At 37.0% G+C, this 18,089-nt stretch carries 12 protein-coding genes and 1 pseudogene; 4 read left to right on the top strand and 9 right to left on the bottom strand.

The features are described 5' to 3' along the window. Positions 1-474 precede the first annotated feature (474 nt). Entirely contained in the window at positions 475-3,012 is a 2,538-nt protein-coding gene (locus CKW03_RS01150; protein ID WP_093100973.1) for a DEAD/DEAH box helicase family protein, read from the bottom strand. A gap of 1,078 nt (positions 3,013-4,090) precedes the next feature. Next, positions 4,091-4,327, bottom strand: a complete 237-nt coding sequence (locus CKW03_RS01145) for a hypothetical protein (protein ID WP_093100974.1) — start codon at positions 4,325-4,327, stop codon at positions 4,091-4,093. 494 nt (positions 4,328-4,821) lie between these two features. Between CKW03_RS01145 and CKW03_RS01140 the strand changes: the two genes are divergently transcribed. After that, on the top strand, positions 4,822-5,325 hold the full coding sequence (locus CKW03_RS01140) for an RNA polymerase sigma factor (RefSeq protein WP_093100976.1): 504 nt from the start codon (positions 4,822-4,824) through the stop codon (positions 5,323-5,325). Between the two features lie 281 nt (positions 5,326-5,606). Here the strand turns inward: CKW03_RS01140 and mrdA are convergent, their stop codons facing one another. Continuing rightward, a complete protein-coding gene (gene mrdA / locus CKW03_RS01135) occupies positions 5,607-7,400 on the bottom strand; it encodes a penicillin-binding protein 2 (protein WP_139185531.1) in 1,794 nt (597 codons plus the stop codon). Between the two features lie 899 nt (positions 7,401-8,299). On the opposite strand from mrdA, the gene CKW03_RS01125 reads away from it, so the two are divergent. From CKW03_RS01125 to CKW03_RS01115, 3 genes are all read left to right on the top strand, one after another. After that, positions 8,300-8,803 (top strand): RNA polymerase sigma factor, encoded by a 504-nt coding sequence (locus CKW03_RS01125; protein WP_093100980.1) that lies wholly within the window; start codon positions 8,300-8,302, stop codon positions 8,801-8,803. Between the two features lie 483 nt (positions 8,804-9,286). After that, the gene (locus tag CKW03_RS01120) at positions 9,287-9,817 is read left to right on the top strand and encodes a YciE/YciF ferroxidase family protein (RefSeq protein WP_093100982.1); all 531 of its coding nucleotides are present in this window, start codon (positions 9,287-9,289) and stop codon (positions 9,815-9,817) included. Between the two features lie 472 nt (positions 9,818-10,289). Next, positions 10,290-11,297 carry a DNA topoisomerase IB gene (locus tag CKW03_RS01115; RefSeq protein WP_093100983.1) on the top strand — a complete coding sequence of 336 codons (1,008 nt, stop codon included), beginning with the start codon at positions 10,290-10,292 and terminating at the stop codon, positions 11,295-11,297. A gap of 71 nt (positions 11,298-11,368) precedes the next feature. Here CKW03_RS01115 and CKW03_RS01110 read toward each other — a convergent pair whose 3' ends face one another. From CKW03_RS01110 to CKW03_RS01080, 6 genes and pseudogenes are all read right to left on the bottom strand, one after another. Continuing rightward, the gene (locus tag CKW03_RS01110) at positions 11,369-11,647 is read right to left on the bottom strand and encodes a hypothetical protein (RefSeq protein WP_093100985.1); all 279 of its coding nucleotides are present in this window, start codon (positions 11,645-11,647) and stop codon (positions 11,369-11,371) included. A 588-nt stretch (positions 11,648-12,235) separates the two neighbouring features. Then, entirely contained in the window at positions 12,236-12,832 is a 597-nt protein-coding gene (locus CKW03_RS01105) for a DUF892 family protein (RefSeq protein ID WP_093100986.1), read from the bottom strand. Between the two features lie 52 nt (positions 12,833-12,884). Next, positions 12,885-13,592, bottom strand: a complete 708-nt coding sequence (locus tag CKW03_RS01100) for a KGG domain-containing protein (protein ID WP_093100988.1) — start codon at positions 13,590-13,592, stop codon at positions 12,885-12,887. Between the two features lie 230 nt (positions 13,593-13,822). Then, positions 13,823-15,544, bottom strand: coding sequence for an FAD/NAD(P)-binding protein (locus CKW03_RS01095; RefSeq protein ID WP_093100989.1), 1,722 nt, complete (start codon positions 15,542-15,544; stop codon positions 13,823-13,825). A 690-nt stretch (positions 15,545-16,234) separates the two neighbouring features. Then, positions 16,235-16,471, bottom strand: a pseudogene (locus tag CKW03_RS01090) (response regulator); the annotation flags it as partial. Positions 16,472-17,261: 790 nt separating this feature from the next. After that, on the bottom strand, positions 17,262-17,978 hold the full coding sequence (locus CKW03_RS01080; protein WP_093100994.1) for a DUF3891 family protein: 717 nt from the start codon (positions 17,976-17,978) through the stop codon (positions 17,262-17,264). Positions 17,979-18,089: the final 111 nt, after the last annotated feature.

The raw sequence follows: 18,089 nt of genomic DNA, 5'->3' as shown, positions 1-18,089 counted from the left end.
CTACAAATGATGCTTACTTTGTAAAGTACAAATCTAGTAATTTAAGCAGCTATTGCTCCCAAAATATCCAATAAGAAGTTACTTACTGACCTATGTCTGGTATGTTGTACCTTCTATTATTCCAAACCATTTTTGCTTTAATCTATGAATTCCTACTAGATAATTTTCCAATTTAGCTTGGAGTTCTTTTTTAGTACTCCAAAATTTTCAAAGGGGTATCATTGCAGATTTTGGTGTCCTAATGTAATTTATAAAAATTTGCTAAGGTGGAACGGTGATTATTAATGAAGCGAGAGATCATTTCATCGTGCTGGAAGAAGGATATTCTATTTAAAAGGATGAAGATTACTTTTAATTTCAAAGACCTCGTTTCTCATAAACGAGGTTTTTCTATCAGCAGATGATTAATTTCTTAAAGAGTTTTGATTGAAAACACCGAGTATAAGATATTTCTTCTAATCAAATTTTATTTTACTAACGATTGAATTTTTCACTATAATTGTTTGAAAGTGATTCTACATCAAGATTATGATTAACTAAAAATTCTTGAATTTTTTCACTTGTAATTGTCCTTAAATCATAATCTTTAAATTCTTTAATAAAACTTTTAATTGAAAGTTTTAATTTTTTTAAATTACCTTTCCTTATAATTTCAACATTATGTGTAAAGTTTGCAACATTTGATAACTTTTTAGTTGGGATTATCATATAATATTTAACCTTTACATCTTTTCCATATTCTTCTTCGAACCATCCACAATGATTATTCATTTGACCACTCTCGGATTTAACAATTTCTACTCTATCCGAATCTACTTCAGATTTGCATTCAAACACTAAATATTCATTTACAGAAACGCACCATAGATTATCTGGTCCTTTTTTAATCTCTTTATCAGGTCTCTCGGAAAGGAAACCTAACAATTCGCCAGCTTTTTGAAACGCTCGTTCAAATTTGTCATGACTAATTCCAAAATCTAAATTTGATAAAATTTCCTCTACTTCTAATGAAAACTCTGAATATTCCTTGAATTTTAGAATGAAATTTTTAATTCTTTGTATTCTATCTTCATTTATATAACTAAGCTTTTTATAAGTAATACCTTCTTTAGGTTTTAATAATTCATAATTTTGACTAAATGCACTTTTCTGCAATTTATTCGCTTCAATTTTACTTTCCTTATATAAAAACCTTGCCTTTAGTTGTAAATACCATCCTTTTTCTAATTCATCATCCAAATATGAATCTATTATTTCTTGTATATATTCTCCTGCTTTAGAATATTCTCCCAGATAATAATGTTTACTAGACTTTTTTTCAAGTTCATATATTTTATAATTATAAGATACATCTTGATTATCATCAATCGAATCCATTTCATCAGTATAATAATCCTTCCACCCTTCATCCCTATTTAAACTTTGCTTAATAAGATCAATTAATTGATAAATGCGATTGTCCTTGTATTTTACATCATCATCATTTGCCATATTGGCTATCTCCAACCCAATATCTATTTGCTTTCTAGTTTGTGCGGAGAAATATTTATTTGTTTGTGAGCTTTTAATAAATTTTACAAGATCAGCTCCTATAATTAATATTGCGCTAAAATCTTTCTCACCACGAACACTTCTTCCTAACCCTTGCTCAATTTTTTGAGCTAATTTTATATTTGTATAATCACTATTTGCTCTTGACTGTTCCTCATATTTATCAGAAAGAGATGTGAAATTCGGTTTACCATCAATTATTAAAACTCTACAACTTTCATCAGGTAAATCGATTCCATCATATCTATTTGCTAGGACTAAACAGTTACTAAAATCACCAGACTTAAGCTTTTTTATTTCATCGTATAAATTTGATGTATTGGGTGTTAGTGCTCCTTGATTAAAATATAGTTGTGATTTCACAAAGGAGGAAACCAAAGATACCACCCCAAAATTTCTACTTTTATTTGTAGGAGAGAATAATGTAATTACTTTATCCCTTGTAAGATCATCATGAATTAGTGATGGTAATAATATCATTTTTTCCCCAGACCATTTTTTCTGAAGATCTCGTAATGGTGTTTTTATTGCATCAATAGATAAATCTAATCCTTTGATAAAGAAAGAATCATCTTGAGTTGTTGCAGACATTAAAATTCTATTTTTAGCATTTGCAAAAAATGAAAACTTCTCTATTGGGAGATGAATTGACGTTATCTCAATAGAATTTCCTGAAATAAATGCTTGGCATTTATTTATATTATCTTTTAATAAAGGCCATGTAAACTTTATGAAATTTTCTTCCTTAAATTCTGATAAGATACTAATAACTTCATCAGCCTTATCTTCCCATTCCCAATATGGTATAGGAAGGAATGAGTCATTTGATTTCGTGTATAATTCTAAATACGAACCCATCCCTTGTTCTTGGAGTGCTGTGTCAAATAAATTAAATATTTTTTTATAACAATCTTTTGATTTATCTAAAGAACTATCAATAGTTATTGTAAAAGATGATTTTATTGAATCGACACAAGCATGTGCATCATCTAAAACAATTGTTCCGATGTTGACACCCTTATTCCCAATACCAAATATAGATTTCCCATTAAAAATCTTTTGAACATGTGTTACCAAAATTTTTTTTCCATTTAAAAACTCGTCTGGCAACAGGTTATCTTTTCCAATTATACAAATTGGTATACCAAATTTATTGGCATCTTCAATAACTTGATTTACTAAATATATATTTGGACATACAAAAACACAATTCCCTTCATTAGAATTAATTTTTGATTGAAGAATTAATAAACCAATCAGTGTTTTTCCCTCACCTGTATGAAGTTTAATAATTAGATCTTTATCTTCTTTTCTTTCTGTAAACCATTCGTTTAGAATATTATTTTGAATAGGTCTGAGCGGCCCTGTAACACTTCTTCTATCTAAAGTATCGTAAATATCTACAGGATTAAGCTTTTTAGCAATAATTGCTTTATTTAATTTCTTTTTGAAATCTACCATAATTTATCTTATTGATTGGTTATAAGGCATTCCGTTTTGGAATTACCGCCATTAATATACGCCAAACCAAGCTATAAATAAAACGGTTTCCCGTAATTTATTTATAGAGCTCCGCAGTTTGTCATAATTATTGGCTTGGTAATCCCTTCACTCCATAAAAGTTCCTTTGTCTTTTAACTAGGTAATGACATACCTGGTTAAAATCCAACCACTTTTAGAGTTTAGCTCGCCTGCTGATCACTTAGGCTTCGATGTTGTCACTATTTTTGATATTCCCACCCCGCAATCCATTTTCAAAAATATCGCCAACAGTCTTCGTATACTTCGTATATAGAGCAATTCTGGGTTTGTGCAAATTCGGAGGGCACGGAAATTTACAAGGGATATATATGTAAAAAATTGAGTCCAAAATCTTGGTCCCTTAAAAAGTGAGACAAAAGTGAGACGAAATCCAGCTAGTTTACTGGCTTTTCCTTATATTTATTGAAAGAACAATTAATAAAATTTTTAACTCCTCGTTTTAACAGAACTTGAAAAATATACGCATAAAACGCAAATCAGAGCTATAAAAACAAAAAAGCTCCCCTAATTCTAGAGAAGCTTTCCAGTGACCCCGCTGAAGCTCGAACTCAGGAACCACAGATTAAGAGTATTATGTTCCGTAGATCTCATCAGTACTAAAAATCTTTTTTCCTGTTTCCTAAAGCGATTGATGAAAAATTACATAATATTCAAATAATGAATGTTTTAAATAATAATTTCTGATTTTTAGTTTATTATTATGTGGTGATTTAATCAAATGATTTAAGGACTTCTTTTTATAGTCTCAATAATTAATTAAATTGCAGCATATAACCTTCAGTCTATTTTAGCATTCTTAGACAGTGAAATGTTGTTTATTTGGTCCCTCTCGGTAGATAGGGACTTTTTTACCTTACTATACTAGATCAATTAATCCCCATTGCAAAACAGTTCCGAACCGAAATAATCTCATTATCAATAAAAATAAAAGTTCCCAAAAAAAAAATTCAGGAACTTTTAGTTATTGATCAATTTTTAAAATTGGTTATTAACAATATCAATCATGTCCTTCGGTTTTTACGATTTTGTTATAGATCCCCAAGAGAAGGAAGGGAGCCGCCCACTGCCCAATGAAAAGAGCGTCCTTATCATCTTTCCACCGTGAGCATTTCAATGCCGCAGAAACTCCCATGGACAGTAATGCTGCCCCTAAAAATACCACAGATGGTATTTTTGCTGTTTGACTCTCAATAGTTTTACTTACCTGGTCCTCGTTTGCTGTATTAATTGCCATAATGTTTTGTTTTTAAGTTCAAAATATAAACAAGGCACGACAGAAATAGTTTATGTCTTCTTAAATTTAAAGAATTAACAGGCTATTTGACAAGAATTTAAAAGATTGAGGCTAAATACACAACAGGTAATTTTTTGTCCTCGCCCTCAAATGCGGACCTAATTTTGGACCCATTTGTAGCTGAACAACTACATGTATTAAATTAAATAAACTATGTGTCTATTAAATTAAACAGTCCGCGATTTTGATAATTCCTAAAAAACACAATTGAACAGATAATAGTATATCAGTAACTGTAAAATACTTTTTTTATCAGGGATAGATTGATGAGGATGCAATTGGCACGGGTATTGAATATTGTCGATTATACAACCTTAACATATAGATATAGCCTATCCGCACGCGAGGTGTACAGATAGGCTATATCAAACATCTTCCTTTGCGCAAAGGGGTAATTAAATAGTAATATTTATTCACAAAAGCCCTATTTAAAGATGAATTACAGATTTATAAAAGAAGAGGTATTGGTGCATACACCAACACTTTTGCAATACGCCAATAAATTCACTCAGGATCCTAATGATGCAGAAGACCTTCTTCAGAACACACTGATCAAGGTGCTGAAGTATCAGAAGAAATACGTTTCTGGAACCAACCTATTGGGGTGGATCTATACTATTATGAGAAATACATTCATCAATGATTGCCGAAAAAGAGTACACCAGGTCAAGTATATCAATGGAATTGTGGATTCCAAGGATATGGAAAGTCGGGTAAGTAGAGATAGAGCGGAAGGCAATTTAATGAATGAGGAAATAAACACTGTCATGAAAACGATTCCTGAAATATACTATAATGCATTCATGATGTATTATGAAGGGTTCAAATACTATGAAATAGCTGAATATCTCGGAGTACCTGAAGGGACGGTAAAGACCCGAATCCATACGGCCAGGAAAATCCTACAGAAAAAGCTACGTAACTATAGACATGATTAGCTAAAAAAACTATAAAAACAGAACCAGGGGTAATTAAATCAGGCCCCTGGTTCTGTTGTTCTGTTATATGGTGCGCGTAATGGTAATCAAGCAAAGCTGACCCCGAAGCCATATAAATATTATTAATCGTTTTTATCGTTCTTAAATTCCCCCAAAATTTAAAGCCCCCAATGATAGTATCATTACTTCTCCTGCATAGGAGGAGACCTATGAATTCCATTAAGCAATTACATTCAATGTGCACATACCTGACCCATGAAATTCTTGTTGATCAAAATATTTTAATTTATGATCCTCTGGTATATGTGATCAGGTATAGTGACCTTTCCATGGAGGAATTTTTCTATCATCATGCTGCCAATGGGTGCAGCCCAGGTGCTTCCGTAACCTGCATTCTCAACGAAAACTGCTATCGCGATCTTGGGATCTTTCCGTGGGGCAAAACCAAAGAAGACAGCATGGTTTTCTCCATGGGGGTTTTGGGCAGTGCCAGTTTTGCCACACATCTCCGTTCCAGAGATCCTTACGGAATATGCCGTGCCGCCCGGCTGGTTTACCGCCATGCTCATGCCTTGGATGACCGGTTCAAAAAAACGGTCCTTTATTTCAACCGAATGCCGAGAAAATTCCAAAACACTATTGTCCATCATTTTCACAAGGTGAGGAGTGTAATAATAACCCCTATTTGCCACTATAGCCATTATATTAGCCATCTGCAGTGCAGTAATACCCATTTCTCCCTGGCCGATCGATAGTGAAATGTTATATCCCGACATCCATTTTTCATTTCCAAACCGCTTGCTATAATATTGGCTGGGAGGCAACAAACCCGGTTTTTCGCCTGGAATATCAATACCAATTCTCCTGCCGATACCAAACTTCATCACTTTATCCCTCCAGATATCATACTGTTGGCTAGGTAAGACATCACCTCCTTCAAGTATTGCTGAATAAATGTGACCGTAATAGGTATTGCAAGAGGTTTGGATCGATTGGGACAGATTTATAGGTCCGTGCACATGGGTACATCCCATATAGCCGTTCCTACCATATCGGTATCCCCCCGGACAGTTTAAAACAGTAGATCCAGTAATTTCTCCCATTTCCTGTGCAATAAGGGCACTGACAACTTTAAAGACTGAACCGGGTGGATATTGGGCCTGAATGGGTCTTACAAATAGTGGTTTATCCGGGTCATTAAGCAATTTTTTAAATCCCTCTGCCCTTTTGTCCCCAATCAGATCATTGGGATCGAAAGTCGGACTGCTTACAAAGGCTAATATTTCTCCTGAATTAGGTTCGATTGCAACAATACTTCCTTTTCTTTTCCCCATCAGTTTCTCTCCAAATTCTTGGAGATCAATATCCAGGGTACTAGAGAGTTCCATTCCATATACAGGTTCTCGGTCATATTTCCCATTTGCAAAACTTCCCTGGGGGCGGTTATGGACGTCAGCGACCATATTTTTTATTCCCTTCTCTCCCCTCAGATAGCTCTCATAGGCCTTTTCTATTCCAGAAATACCTAAACGGTCACCCTTTTCGTAGAACCTGTCACTTTTTGGGAAACCTCGGGACTCGGTTTGTGCTACATCCCGTAAGACGTGTGCGGCTACCCCATAAGGATAATATCTGGACGATTTCATCACTACCTGGAAACCTTTGTACTCAAATAGATGCTCCTGCAAGGCGGCAAATCGCTCCACTGATATGTTCTGGTAAAAAACAGAGGGTTTAAATCTGGAATAACTTTTCGCTCTTTCTATCCGGCTTATGAATTCCTGTCGATCGATTTTCAGCCATTTACACATTGAAAGCGTATCAATGTCCCGCACCTCATTTGGGATGACCTGTAAGTCGTAAAACGGCCTGTTCCATACCAAAATCTTTCCATTTCTGTCATAGATCACCCCTCTATCAGGCACCATGGACTGCCGCCTTATGACGTTGTTTTGAGCCATATCGTAAAAATCATCCGTCAGGACCTGCATATAAAATAAACGCAGACAAAATATAATTGCCGTAACAATTATCAGAACCTTGATTGTTAGCGCTCTATTAGTTCGATATGCCATAGCATGAAAGAGAAAAAAATAATATTCTTGGCCGAAGACTACATATCTATCAATAAACTTTCCCTTATAGTTTAAAAAGACAGATTTTATTATTTTTTCATGGCCATCCTGCCACCAGCAATGTGGGGGGAAGAACAGAAGGATAGAATGATCCAATTGAAAAATATAGTTAACAGAACAAACTTTAGGGATGAATGGATGATAATATGGTTACATTTTCACTGTTGGGCCTGATGCCTACATAGCACCTATTTCTGAAAGGACAATCCATGTAGGTTGTCTCTGACCCATAACCACTCTTAGACCCAATTAAATTTAACTGTACAGATCATTGGGATTCCCGGCCATCGAGAGATTGGCCACATATCGACCCTTTTTGTACATTTCATGAAATTTAATTCAGTCTTAATTCGTGATATATTTTTGGCAGAAACAACAGTCGGAAACAGGTTCCATAAGGATTCCAAAGATAGAGGGGCAGGCCCTTTTTACTCAAATTGGGCTGTAATAAAAAGGTGTCTTTTATTTTCCAACAATCTTTTATTTTTAAAAAAAAGTTTTTGTAAGGAAGCCATTGAAATTTAAAACACGAATCGATCCGCTCATTACAGTTAATCGATCAATTTGATTAAAAAAGCTATTATCCCTATTAATATTGTATTTTAAAATTAATATGTTATTGGGATCGCCCCAATCTCCATATCCAGATCACACCGTTATATAAAAATTTGTCCAGTAATTTCTTTGGCACACTCATTGCAACTTCATGGACATACAACCATAAGATTTTTATTGGACCGGAGATATAACGCGAGGTTTGTTTCTGGTCCAATTTCAATCTAGACCATCTTTGCGCAAGGGTGAATTAATACCAGTTTTCTTCTAAATCTCTTTTTGAAATGAACAATGATTTTATAAAAAATGAAGTGTTGGTTCATTCTGACACGCTGCTTCACTATGCAAACAAGTTTACAAAGGACCAGAATGAGGCGGAGGATCTCCTCCAGGATACCCTCATGAAGGTCATTCGATATCAGGAAAAATTTGAGGAAAGCACAAATCTTTTGGGTTGGATCTATACGATCATGAAGAATATTTTCATTAATAGGTGCCGTAAAAATAGAGTGGAAAGAAATTACGCATCAACAGTCCTCCCCGCTTCTGACCCCTCAAAACAGCAGAGCCAAAACAAAAGTATAGACAATTTTTTGGGTCAAGACATAGATTCAGTTCTAATATCGATACATGAAAAATATTATCTACCTTTCATAATGTTCTTTGAAGGTTATAAGTACTACGAGATAGCAGAGCACTTAGGCATACCAGAAGGTACCGTCAAAACTCGAATACACACCGCTAGAAAACTTTTGCAGGAAAAACTTAAAAGCTATAGATTTTCTTAACTTATATAGAGTAAAGGTCCTAAGATAAAACTTAGGACCTCTTTCCGCTAAAAATATCCCCTATGGGAGGGGTAATTTCTATTAAAATAGAAAAAAATATTGATTGACCGCCATATAAAATACTTTTGATTACCGTAAAATAAAATTAGCACTAGTGAGTCCCAGAGATAGCCAGATAAGACCTGACTCTTGTTTGCAGTCCCCTTCTATATATTCAATTCGCGATCATATAAAAATGTGCCACCTATAGTGGGGATATAGGTGGCATGGGGTTATGGACTATTAATTTACCTTTACAATATAAACAGTTCATCGGTAAATATGTTTGAGGTCGCCTAAAAAAATGGCCTTCCCCAATTTATATCTCCAGGATATAATCTTCATTACTTTTATCTAAACCTACAAAAGCTCGGATAATTCCTATTTCAGAACAATTAGGAGCATCCGATATTATTTAATCAAACAATCTTAACAATATTTATCATGGCAACAACAACAAAACCTACTCCAAAGGAAAATAAATTTAAAGCAAAGCCAAGCGCGGCCAAAGATTTAAATGAGCTATTTGAGGACGGCCTAAAGGATATTTATTGGGCTGAGAGGGAATTGGTAAAAGCGCTACCTAAAATGGCGAAAAATGCTACATCGCAAAAACTGAAAACAGCAATACCTTCTCATCTTGAAGAGACCAAAGAGCATGTCAGTAGACTGGAAGAAGTTTTTGGATCGATCGGAATTAAGGCGAAGGCAGGGAAATGTGATGCTATGGCCGGAATCTTAGAAGAAGGTAAAAGTATTATGGGAGAGACAGAACCCGTAACTTTCCGTGATGCGGGAATAATCGCCGCTTCCCAGAGAGTAGAGCATTATGAGATTGCAACTTATGGGACCCTGGCAGCATTTGCAAAAGTGCTTGAACATAAGGATGCATTAAAGTTGCTCTTGAAAACTTTAAAGGAAGAAAAAACCTGTGATAAAAAATTATCCGCCCTTGCGGATACGAACTTAAATTGAAAAGCCGAGTAACATGGTAAAATAGGTTCTCTTAAATGCCATCCATTTAGGTTGGCATTTAAATTTACAGAACGATGCTATCTTAAGAGCCATAGCGCGGAATCATCATTATACCCAAAAAAGGCCTGACAATAGAAGAAAAATAAGCGCCAAAAGCGATTTCCCATTTCTAACATTCAGAAATATCATTTAAAACTAAAATTCTCAATGGGAATTGATTCCCGACCTTTTCTGATCATCATGTCTGATAAAAAAAGTTAAATACCCTCTGAAAGTTGTATCGACATTCACGGGCAAAGAATTGATACTTAAACCTGAAAATACATCAGGAATACGCAAAATGAAAAACACAGGTGCTAAAATAATGGTGGTGCCAGATCTATAGCGTGATTTATATCCTTAAATCATACATGCTTAAAACAATATACCCAGGAAACAGATTAATGGTATAGAAATAATTCAATGATATTGTATGGAAGCAAAGAAACCTTTTAAATATGTAAACAGCAATTCAAAGGGATTCTCTAGGATCCACAACGGTGAGGTATTTGAATACCACGACAAAAAAAAGGTGAGGATCGTGGATCCAGCGGTCCTATCTCGGATCCATTCCCTTGTGATCCCTCCAAATTGGACCGACGTATGGATCTGTCCGAATAAAAATGGTCATATCCAGGCTACGGGCTTGGACAATAGGCAGCGAAAGCAATATATCTACCATCCGCTCTGGACAGCTTTTCAGGAACAGGATAAATTCAGCAGACTATATCTATTCGGAAAGAGCCTGCCAGTCTTGAAAAAACAGTTGGAAAAGGATATCAAAAGGGACCTGTGTGACCAGAGATTTGTCTGTGCACTGGCCATCATGATCATCCAGCACACCTCCATACGGCCAGGGAATACCATCTATAGAAATTCCAATGGTTCCTTTGGTCTTACCACGCTCCAGAATAGACATGTTAAATTACATCCAGGAAAGGTAATATTGAGATATAGGGGCAAGAAGGGCGTAAAGCAGGAGAAAACATTTAGGAACAAAAGGCTGTATGACAAGGTTGAAAAGATTTTGCAGCTCTCTGGAAACCAGTTCCTCCAATACCTGGATGAAAAGAATATCAAAAGGGCCATAAAGCCATGCCATCTGAACAGCTATCTTTCTGAAATATATGGCGGGGAGGTGACCAGTAAAACCATTAGAACGTGGAATGCATGTTTTTTGGCTCTGTTGCATCTTTTGGAAACCTTTCCTGAAAACACCAAGAACAGGAACAAAAGTTGCAGGGTGCTTGTCAGTTATGTCGCGCACGTTTTGGGAAACACGCCATCGGTGGCACGAAAGAACTACATCTGTCCCGTTATCTTAAAAAAGTTCGCAGAGGGCAGTCTTGACGGCTGGATGAGGAGGTATGCAAACATTGCAAACAGGGATAAGGATACCATTGTCCAAAAAAAGCTCTTGATGCTATTGAAAGAGTGTTAGATAGACCATCTTTCTTTTTATCCAGTGAAAATCTGGAGAGTTTGCCAAGGTGGAAAAACTTTCCCCACCGATCAAACGTACCTAAGACCATGGTTTATTCCGTGATCTAGGGCCTCTTCGTACATATTCCAATAAGCTGTGGAGCTAAGGGGGGGATGGTGATAATAGATCGATGAAGGTTCAAACACCTGATAGGAAAACCTAAAGTCCCCCTCATCAACCTCCCTGAGCGTTACCAATACGATAACACCCTTATTTCTAAGCCACCTTTGGATATCTGTCGGGTCGGGATATCCGTCAAAACCTTTTTCTTTCGCATATTCAAGGATGTCCATATTATTGCTTTCCATAGGGTGGTGGTGTAGGTTTAGTGACCTTTAACACTAAAATATATAAATTCCATCCTTCGGAGAGAATTCTGGGGGAAATTGGATGATTTGATCAAAAAATTGTAGACAACGAGCTATGGCCTATTGATTCTAGCCATTGTTGAGGACAAGATGTACAAAAATAGGTTGATCTTTTTCCCATGAAAAAAGTCGATCATAAAATATTTCAAGAAAATCCCTTAAAAAAATAAAAGTTGAACGGTCTTTGAAATAATATCTAAAAATAAATCAACTAAGGGAACTATTTATGGAAAATTTTAAAACAGCAGAAGAACTTGGTCTGGAAAAGGGATATTATCTATTACTGTTAGCTATCTTGGAAGAGAATGGTCAAGAGCGTGGTTCTAAGGAAGATAGATGAAGTGAAAACATTCCCGGTTAATTAAATCTTTTGAGAAGGTCGCCCTTCGAATTAAAGAAAGTTTGTTGGCTCTTATTTCTGAGTAGAGGGAGAGCCGTATAATTCGAAAATACCCAAAGAATGAAAAACGTCCATTTTTATGGACGTTTTGAGATATTAGAGATTATGGATATGTTCCAAAATTAAGGTCAATCCTCTTGTTCAGCTTCTGGATTTATATGGTTCTCTGCAATAAATGTCAGATCCCGGTCTGTTTCTTCTTCTTCTTCAAGCGTTCTTTCCAAAAGATCCGCAATCTTATCAAATCCCAGGGTAATTGCCAATTGGGCAAGTCCTCCATAGGTAGCGATCTCATAGTGCTCGACTTTTTGGGCCGCAATGATAAGACCTACGTCCCTAGTGGCCGAACCCTCGGGGGTATTCTTGATGATCTCCCTTGCCTCTTCTAGGATACCTTCTATTGCCTTGCACTCCTTTGCTTCCGCCTTTTCCCCCAATAGACCGAATATCTTGTTGAGCCTGCTGACGTGTTTCTTGGTCAATAGATGATGATCTTCAAAGGCATCTTTAAGCTCCTCTGAAGAGGCTGCGCTTTCCATCTCCAGGAGAGCTTCAACCAATTTGTTTTCAGCATAGAGAACATCCTTTAGGCCAGAAAGGAAAAAAACATATAACTGAGAGCCCTTTTGAGGGGATTGCTCAGCTTTTTTATCAGTTTCGTTTATTTGATCGGTACCCTGGGTACCTGTGTTCTGCCCTTCTTTGTTCAATTCTTTTTTTGCCATAAGTATTTTTTTTTTCAGTGCCCTTAATAGGGCACTGAAATGATGATATTAATTAAGAATTCCTTCTGCCTCCGATTCCCGATCGGCCGGATGAGCGTCCTCCACCGTGGGAGGCCTTGCCTCCCATGCGGGCGATACGCGTACGTTCAGCCTTGCTCATCGATGCAAATCCGCGTTTTGAGCCTGAACCAGAATTGTTAGAGGAAGAATCCGTACTGGATGAGGAGTTCCTTGATCTCCCCCTTAAGCCCGAAGAACCTCTACCTGAACTGCTTGAGCTACTTCTTCCTGAATTTCCCGATCTTCCCCCGTCCGAGTTATTTGATCCACGGTTTGAGCTGCCGGATCTACGGTTCGAACTGCTGGATCCGCGGCGTGAACCACTTGAGCTCCGTCCCGAACTGCTCGAACTGCTTCCTTTTCTTGACCCCGAGCTGGTCGAGGTAAACCTTCCATCGCTATCGCGGCGTCGGTTTGATGATCTTCTGCCCGAGGAGTCGTCATCATCCTCATCATCCTCATCATCATAATCATCCTCATCCTCATCGTAATCGTAATCGTAGTCTTCCTCCTCGTTATCGTAATCCTCGTCCTCATAGTCATCATATTCCTCTTCATCGAATTCATCATCATAATCTTCATCATTTGATGCGTCGCGGAATCCATGGCTGTACCCTAATTGGTATATGGTTTCCAATGAATGTTCGTTATTGTCGGAAGATCCTCCTCGTGAGCTGTTGCCTGAATTATTTCTTTTCATGATAAATTACTTAAATATTAAACTGCTTTGAAACAGTGGTTTATAATAATAATTAACGAAACACTCTCTAGAACCGGTTTCTTAAGATTGAACCCGTTAAAATATAAAAGGTTCATAAATAGTGTAAATTTTACAATATATTCTTAATCTGGAAGAATTATCAATCTCCCCCAAAAAAGAGACTTTCCCCAAATTCCCTAAATTGGCACATTGGTCTGCTCTATAGTATTTCATTCCATTCCGTTAATCACCAACGTCCTGACAATTCTCTCAGCCGCTGTATCGCAAAAATCCAGGCCAGAAAAATCTGGATTTATTCCACTGATAAATGGCACTGCCATAATGAAGAGTGCCGGATCTGCTGCCCCGAACCTGTCCAGGGCCTGAAAGTTATCATTTATGGCCAGTCCCGTCACCCTCATGAAATACTTGCCCATGTCATCCCTGTAGACATTCGCTGCACCTTCTTCAATAAGTTTTTTGGCATTTTCCTCTTCCTTGAAATATAGGAATCCGGAGGTGACCTTACCCTTCTTAAGTCCGTCAAAGGGAAGGTCGTTGAAGTGCATGGGTCTCTGCCCAATGGCATCTACAAAAATCTTATAGTTTTCTTCAAATCTCTTATCTTCGTGCTCGAAAGTAACCTTGCATCCGTTACCTGTTCCATTGGGAACGAACTCGCCTTTCTCACCAACGGCATATGTACGAAGCAGATCCTGTTCATAAAGGGCAATGATCTCATGGTAGGAAGCTTGGGGGAGGGATGCGATCACAATTGAAATGAGCGGCATAAGCACTTTTTTGTGCCGGACCATATCTTCTGCACTGAAATGCTTTGCCGGATAGTTGACGGCATAGCTAAAGGCAGACAGAGCTTCCTTCCAACTTATCGACTGCTTACGCTTTATGGACTTTTCAGCTTCCTTGAATTCGGCCATAAATAGCTTTATGGCATCGATCTCTTCCCGGAGTTGCAGCATTCTTTCGGTAAATTCTTCAATTCCAAGCCCTTTCACCGTATCGTAGAAATCAGGGTCCCTCTGACTGAGGGGGATCAGGAAGTTCCTTTCAAATACATGGTCGAGGTCCACGAATCCCCCGTGCTCCGCTTTATATTCAATGATTTCGTCCCTATCCATCGTCCACCCACTTGAAAATGACTTATCCTCCGAATGGAACCTCAGTGCGGGCAGGAACCCTCTAATGGAAAATAGGTCGATCCGAAAACCGACGCTCTCTTCGCTCAATTCGAAATCATAACCACCCTGAGGTCTTTCCTTGAATTTACCGTTTGCCCTGGCCAAAGTTTTTATGGCATCAACTGCCGTAAGTGAGGCCCCCCGGATCGCTACCGGAAAATCTGCTTTCAAGGACAGCTTGGATGGCGGATAGGGAGAATCGTACCATGACTTGGTCTTCCCTTCATTTTTACGGGGCCAAACGTGACCCGTGCACAAGATCACAGCATCCGCCTCGATGATCCCTTGGGTTGTCACGATCCTATATGGTAATCCTCCATTCCCGGGAATAATGTCCTCCACACATGTGTTCAGACGTATATCTACGGAAATCCCCAAAGTCCTCGCCATTTCGATATAACTATGGAAAGAATGTTCCAGATAATCCCCCAATAACCTCCGGGGGATCACCTCAAAGGGATTTACTTTGTTTTCTTGAAAGAAAGAATCAAACCCCTTTGGCGGATATCTCTGAACGTATGATTCAAAATCCTCAGCAAGTAATGGAAGTTCATTTGCAGAAACATTTGCCAGGTGTTCCGTTCCCGAGCCCATTTTGCCGTAGGGCATACCCACCCCCAATCTGTCGAAACTTTCAAAAATGGTAAGCTTTTGAGGGGTGATTTTGCTTTCAACAAGGTGCTTGACAATAAAAAGTGCTGCTGGGCCGCCTCCGACAATCGCGATATTTTCCTGTATCTTATTTGTGTCCATGGATTTATTATAAATTAATTTGATATTAGCCAACTGCTAATCTTAGCGTCCTATGATTAGGGCGACTAACCTTAAACATACACGGTATGGAAAAGTTAGGTGTAAATGCATTTTTAAATGACGATATCCTCTATTTCACATATTCCCTTTAAAAAGCACATATTCCCGTTAAATATTTCGAGATCAGCGTGTTATTTATATATTTATATAAATGTTGCGCCAAGTAGAACAATGACCAATGGACAAAATCTTTTTAGATTTAAAAAATAGTAGGAAAAATGAAATATGAGAGATTTTATACGCAGACTTAAGGAATACCTGTGGGAGGCAGGATATGAAATAGACCATGAAGATAGGAGAATGAGATATTTTTTCTATTCCTATATCTTATTAACGGTACTTTTCATGTTTAGTATGTTATATATCTTCCTTAAAAGGCCATGGTAAATTAATGGGGCCCTAGATCGGCGGCCCAGGACCCTATTAACCAAACAATTATTATCCTATAAATATACTCAAAATTATAAAGATAACATGGAAAAAAAGGTTAAACATGAGGGGAGACGGAATTAATGGTATTTGTTAATGTGCAGATTGTTCCCTAAGGTTGGAGAATTTTATCCACTATGCCCTCCAGACTGTCAAGGTCAAAAGGTTTGGAAAGGAACCCGTCAGCTTTTGCCTTGGTGGCAGGAAGATTATGGGGATATCCTTGGTCTTTTTTGACGATGACAGGAACTCTGCGACTTCATAACCGTCCATCTCGGGCATCTGTACATCAAGGATGATCAGGGCATATTCGTTCTTGAGGCATTTCTTCAGTGCCTCTTCTCCAGAAAGGGCAGAGTCTGTCCGGAACCCTTTTGCTTGAAGGGTCTTATCCAATGAGAAAATGTTTTCGGGTTTATCGTCAACTATTAGGATCATTTGTTAATCTTTTTTCGGTGATACCTGGTATATCAGGACCATTGCCGAAAGTAGTTCAAGAAAAGAAATTATCAAAATTTTAATTGATAAAACATAACTGATCATATTCACATTATTTAACTTTAATATTTAAAGATTTGGGAAGTATTTCGAGCACTTCAAACGGTAGGAAATATGAACTTGAAAATCATTAAAAAGATATAGAACTAAAATAATAAGAATTATTTGAAGCTAATAAAAAAAAAGAAAATTATTTGATTTGCAAATAAATAAATTATTTTATAATTTATTTTTAAAACTTTATTTAATAATTATTTAATGTCAATAAAACCTTACATACAGCGTAAACTTGAGAATTCATTGGGAGGCCTGACCAATTTTTATAATATACATCATCGTAAATCCGATAATAATATGCAAATGGAAATGGGCATACCGTTAAATACAGATATTTTTATAGTTTGTTTAATAAATAAACCCGAGATAAAAATTTACAATTTATACATCTTGAGGGAAGATTCTAAATACTCAATTGATCATAAGATTGAAGAATTGGTTGAAAAAATAAAAAAGGATATATTATGAACTTAAGAGGACCAAGTTATCTTAATTTTAAAAGGAACTATTACTCATATTTCTATAATTCTAAGCTATTCAAAATCTAAAGTTTTAAAAATTAAAGTTTCGTTTCCGAGAGGGACGCGTGTCACGAGGGTTCCTATTTTAAAAAGCAAACAGTTAGTACTAATTTTTTAAATCTTCTGATAAATTTTTAATAGGTTTGTTGAAGTTAGTGTGAAAAAGTAATTTGTTGCACCGTTATGGGACTATGAAACAATGCATCCTGTAATTCTTTATCGTTTCTAAACTTCAATTTATCGAGCAATCGACGCTCCACATTAATGGTAAAATCCTTCTCACTAAAAGGCCAGGGATCTATTGTGTAACAATCTTTATCTCTTGCAGAAATAAAATACGGTACGCCATCGGGCCCAGCACTTATTTCTAAAGATCTACCTTCTGGAGGAATAATGCGCTGGCACACCAAAAGCGAGAGCGCATCGCACCATTGAAGGATCGTGTAATATGTTTTCATCTCGTTTATCGATAAATCAATCTGATTACACCAGTGCTGTTTTTTGCTTTCGAGTGCATCACAAAACCTTGTTGCTGCTGCGGAGAGATTCCGCTTTACAAACTGTATATGACAGGCTATCAAAATCGCGATAAAGATGCTTTGCGAAAGTGATTCATCGAGCAGTCGTTGGCAATTTGCTTTATCAAAGGTTTCCATTGTGAAATCTTTGGGTCCACCTGGTTCATTAAGTATCCCTTTCCGCCTGAACTCCGTATAATTATCGTCGTGATCGGCAGCTGCCATGATAAGATCGATTTTGTAGGGGTCTCCCTTAATCCATTCAAGTTTTTCCATTAAACTCGCTGCTAATCTTGCATGATGTCGCTGCAAGACCACTTCAAAACCTTTTTCTAAATAGACGACGATCATAAAATTCTTAAATAAACTCTTTAATTTAGGAAAAAATATAAAAATAGTGATATCGCTGGCAAAAGTATTTTTTAGATACTGGTGATCAGCAGGTGCACTTGCTTAGAATCT

The sequence above is a fragment of the Sphingobacterium mizutaii genome (genome assembly GCF_900187125.1).
GTDB lineage: Bacteria > Bacteroidota > Bacteroidia > Sphingobacteriales > Sphingobacteriaceae > Sphingobacterium > Sphingobacterium mizutaii.
Note: the sequence above shows the minus strand (reverse complement) of the source record. Positions and strands in the feature narration are given on the sequence as shown.

Coding starts and splice junctions, on each gene's coding strand:
- CKW03_RS01150 (WP_093100973.1), bottom strand. CDS start 3,012: ATGGTAGATTTCAAAAAGAAATTAAATAAAGCAATTATTGCTAAAAAG.
- CKW03_RS01145 (WP_093100974.1), bottom strand. CDS start 4,327: ATGGCAATTAATACAGCAAACGAGGACCAGGTAAGTAAAACTATTGAG.
- CKW03_RS01140 (WP_093100976.1), top strand. CDS start 4,822: ATGAATTACAGATTTATAAAAGAAGAGGTATTGGTGCATACACCAACA.
- mrdA (WP_139185531.1), bottom strand. CDS start 7,400: ATGGCATATCGAACTAATAGAGCGCTAACAATCAAGGTTCTGATAATT.
- CKW03_RS01125 (WP_093100980.1), top strand. CDS start 8,300: ATGAACAATGATTTTATAAAAAATGAAGTGTTGGTTCATTCTGACACG.
- CKW03_RS01120 (WP_093100982.1), top strand. CDS start 9,287: ATGGCAACAACAACAAAACCTACTCCAAAGGAAAATAAATTTAAAGCA.
- CKW03_RS01115 (WP_093100983.1), top strand. CDS start 10,290: ATGGAAGCAAAGAAACCTTTTAAATATGTAAACAGCAATTCAAAGGGA.
- CKW03_RS01110 (WP_093100985.1), bottom strand. CDS start 11,647: ATGGAAAGCAATAATATGGACATCCTTGAATATGCGAAAGAAAAAGGT.
- CKW03_RS01105 (WP_093100986.1), bottom strand. CDS start 12,832: ATGGCAAAAAAAGAATTGAACAAAGAAGGGCAGAACACAGGTACCCAG.
- CKW03_RS01100 (WP_093100988.1), bottom strand. CDS start 13,592: ATGAAAAGAAATAATTCAGGCAACAGCTCACGAGGAGGATCTTCCGAC.
- CKW03_RS01095 (WP_093100989.1), bottom strand. CDS start 15,544: ATGGACACAAATAAGATACAGGAAAATATCGCGATTGTCGGAGGCGGC.
- CKW03_RS01080 (WP_093100994.1), bottom strand. CDS start 17,978: ATGATCGTCGTCTATTTAGAAAAAGGTTTTGAAGTGGTCTTGCAGCGA.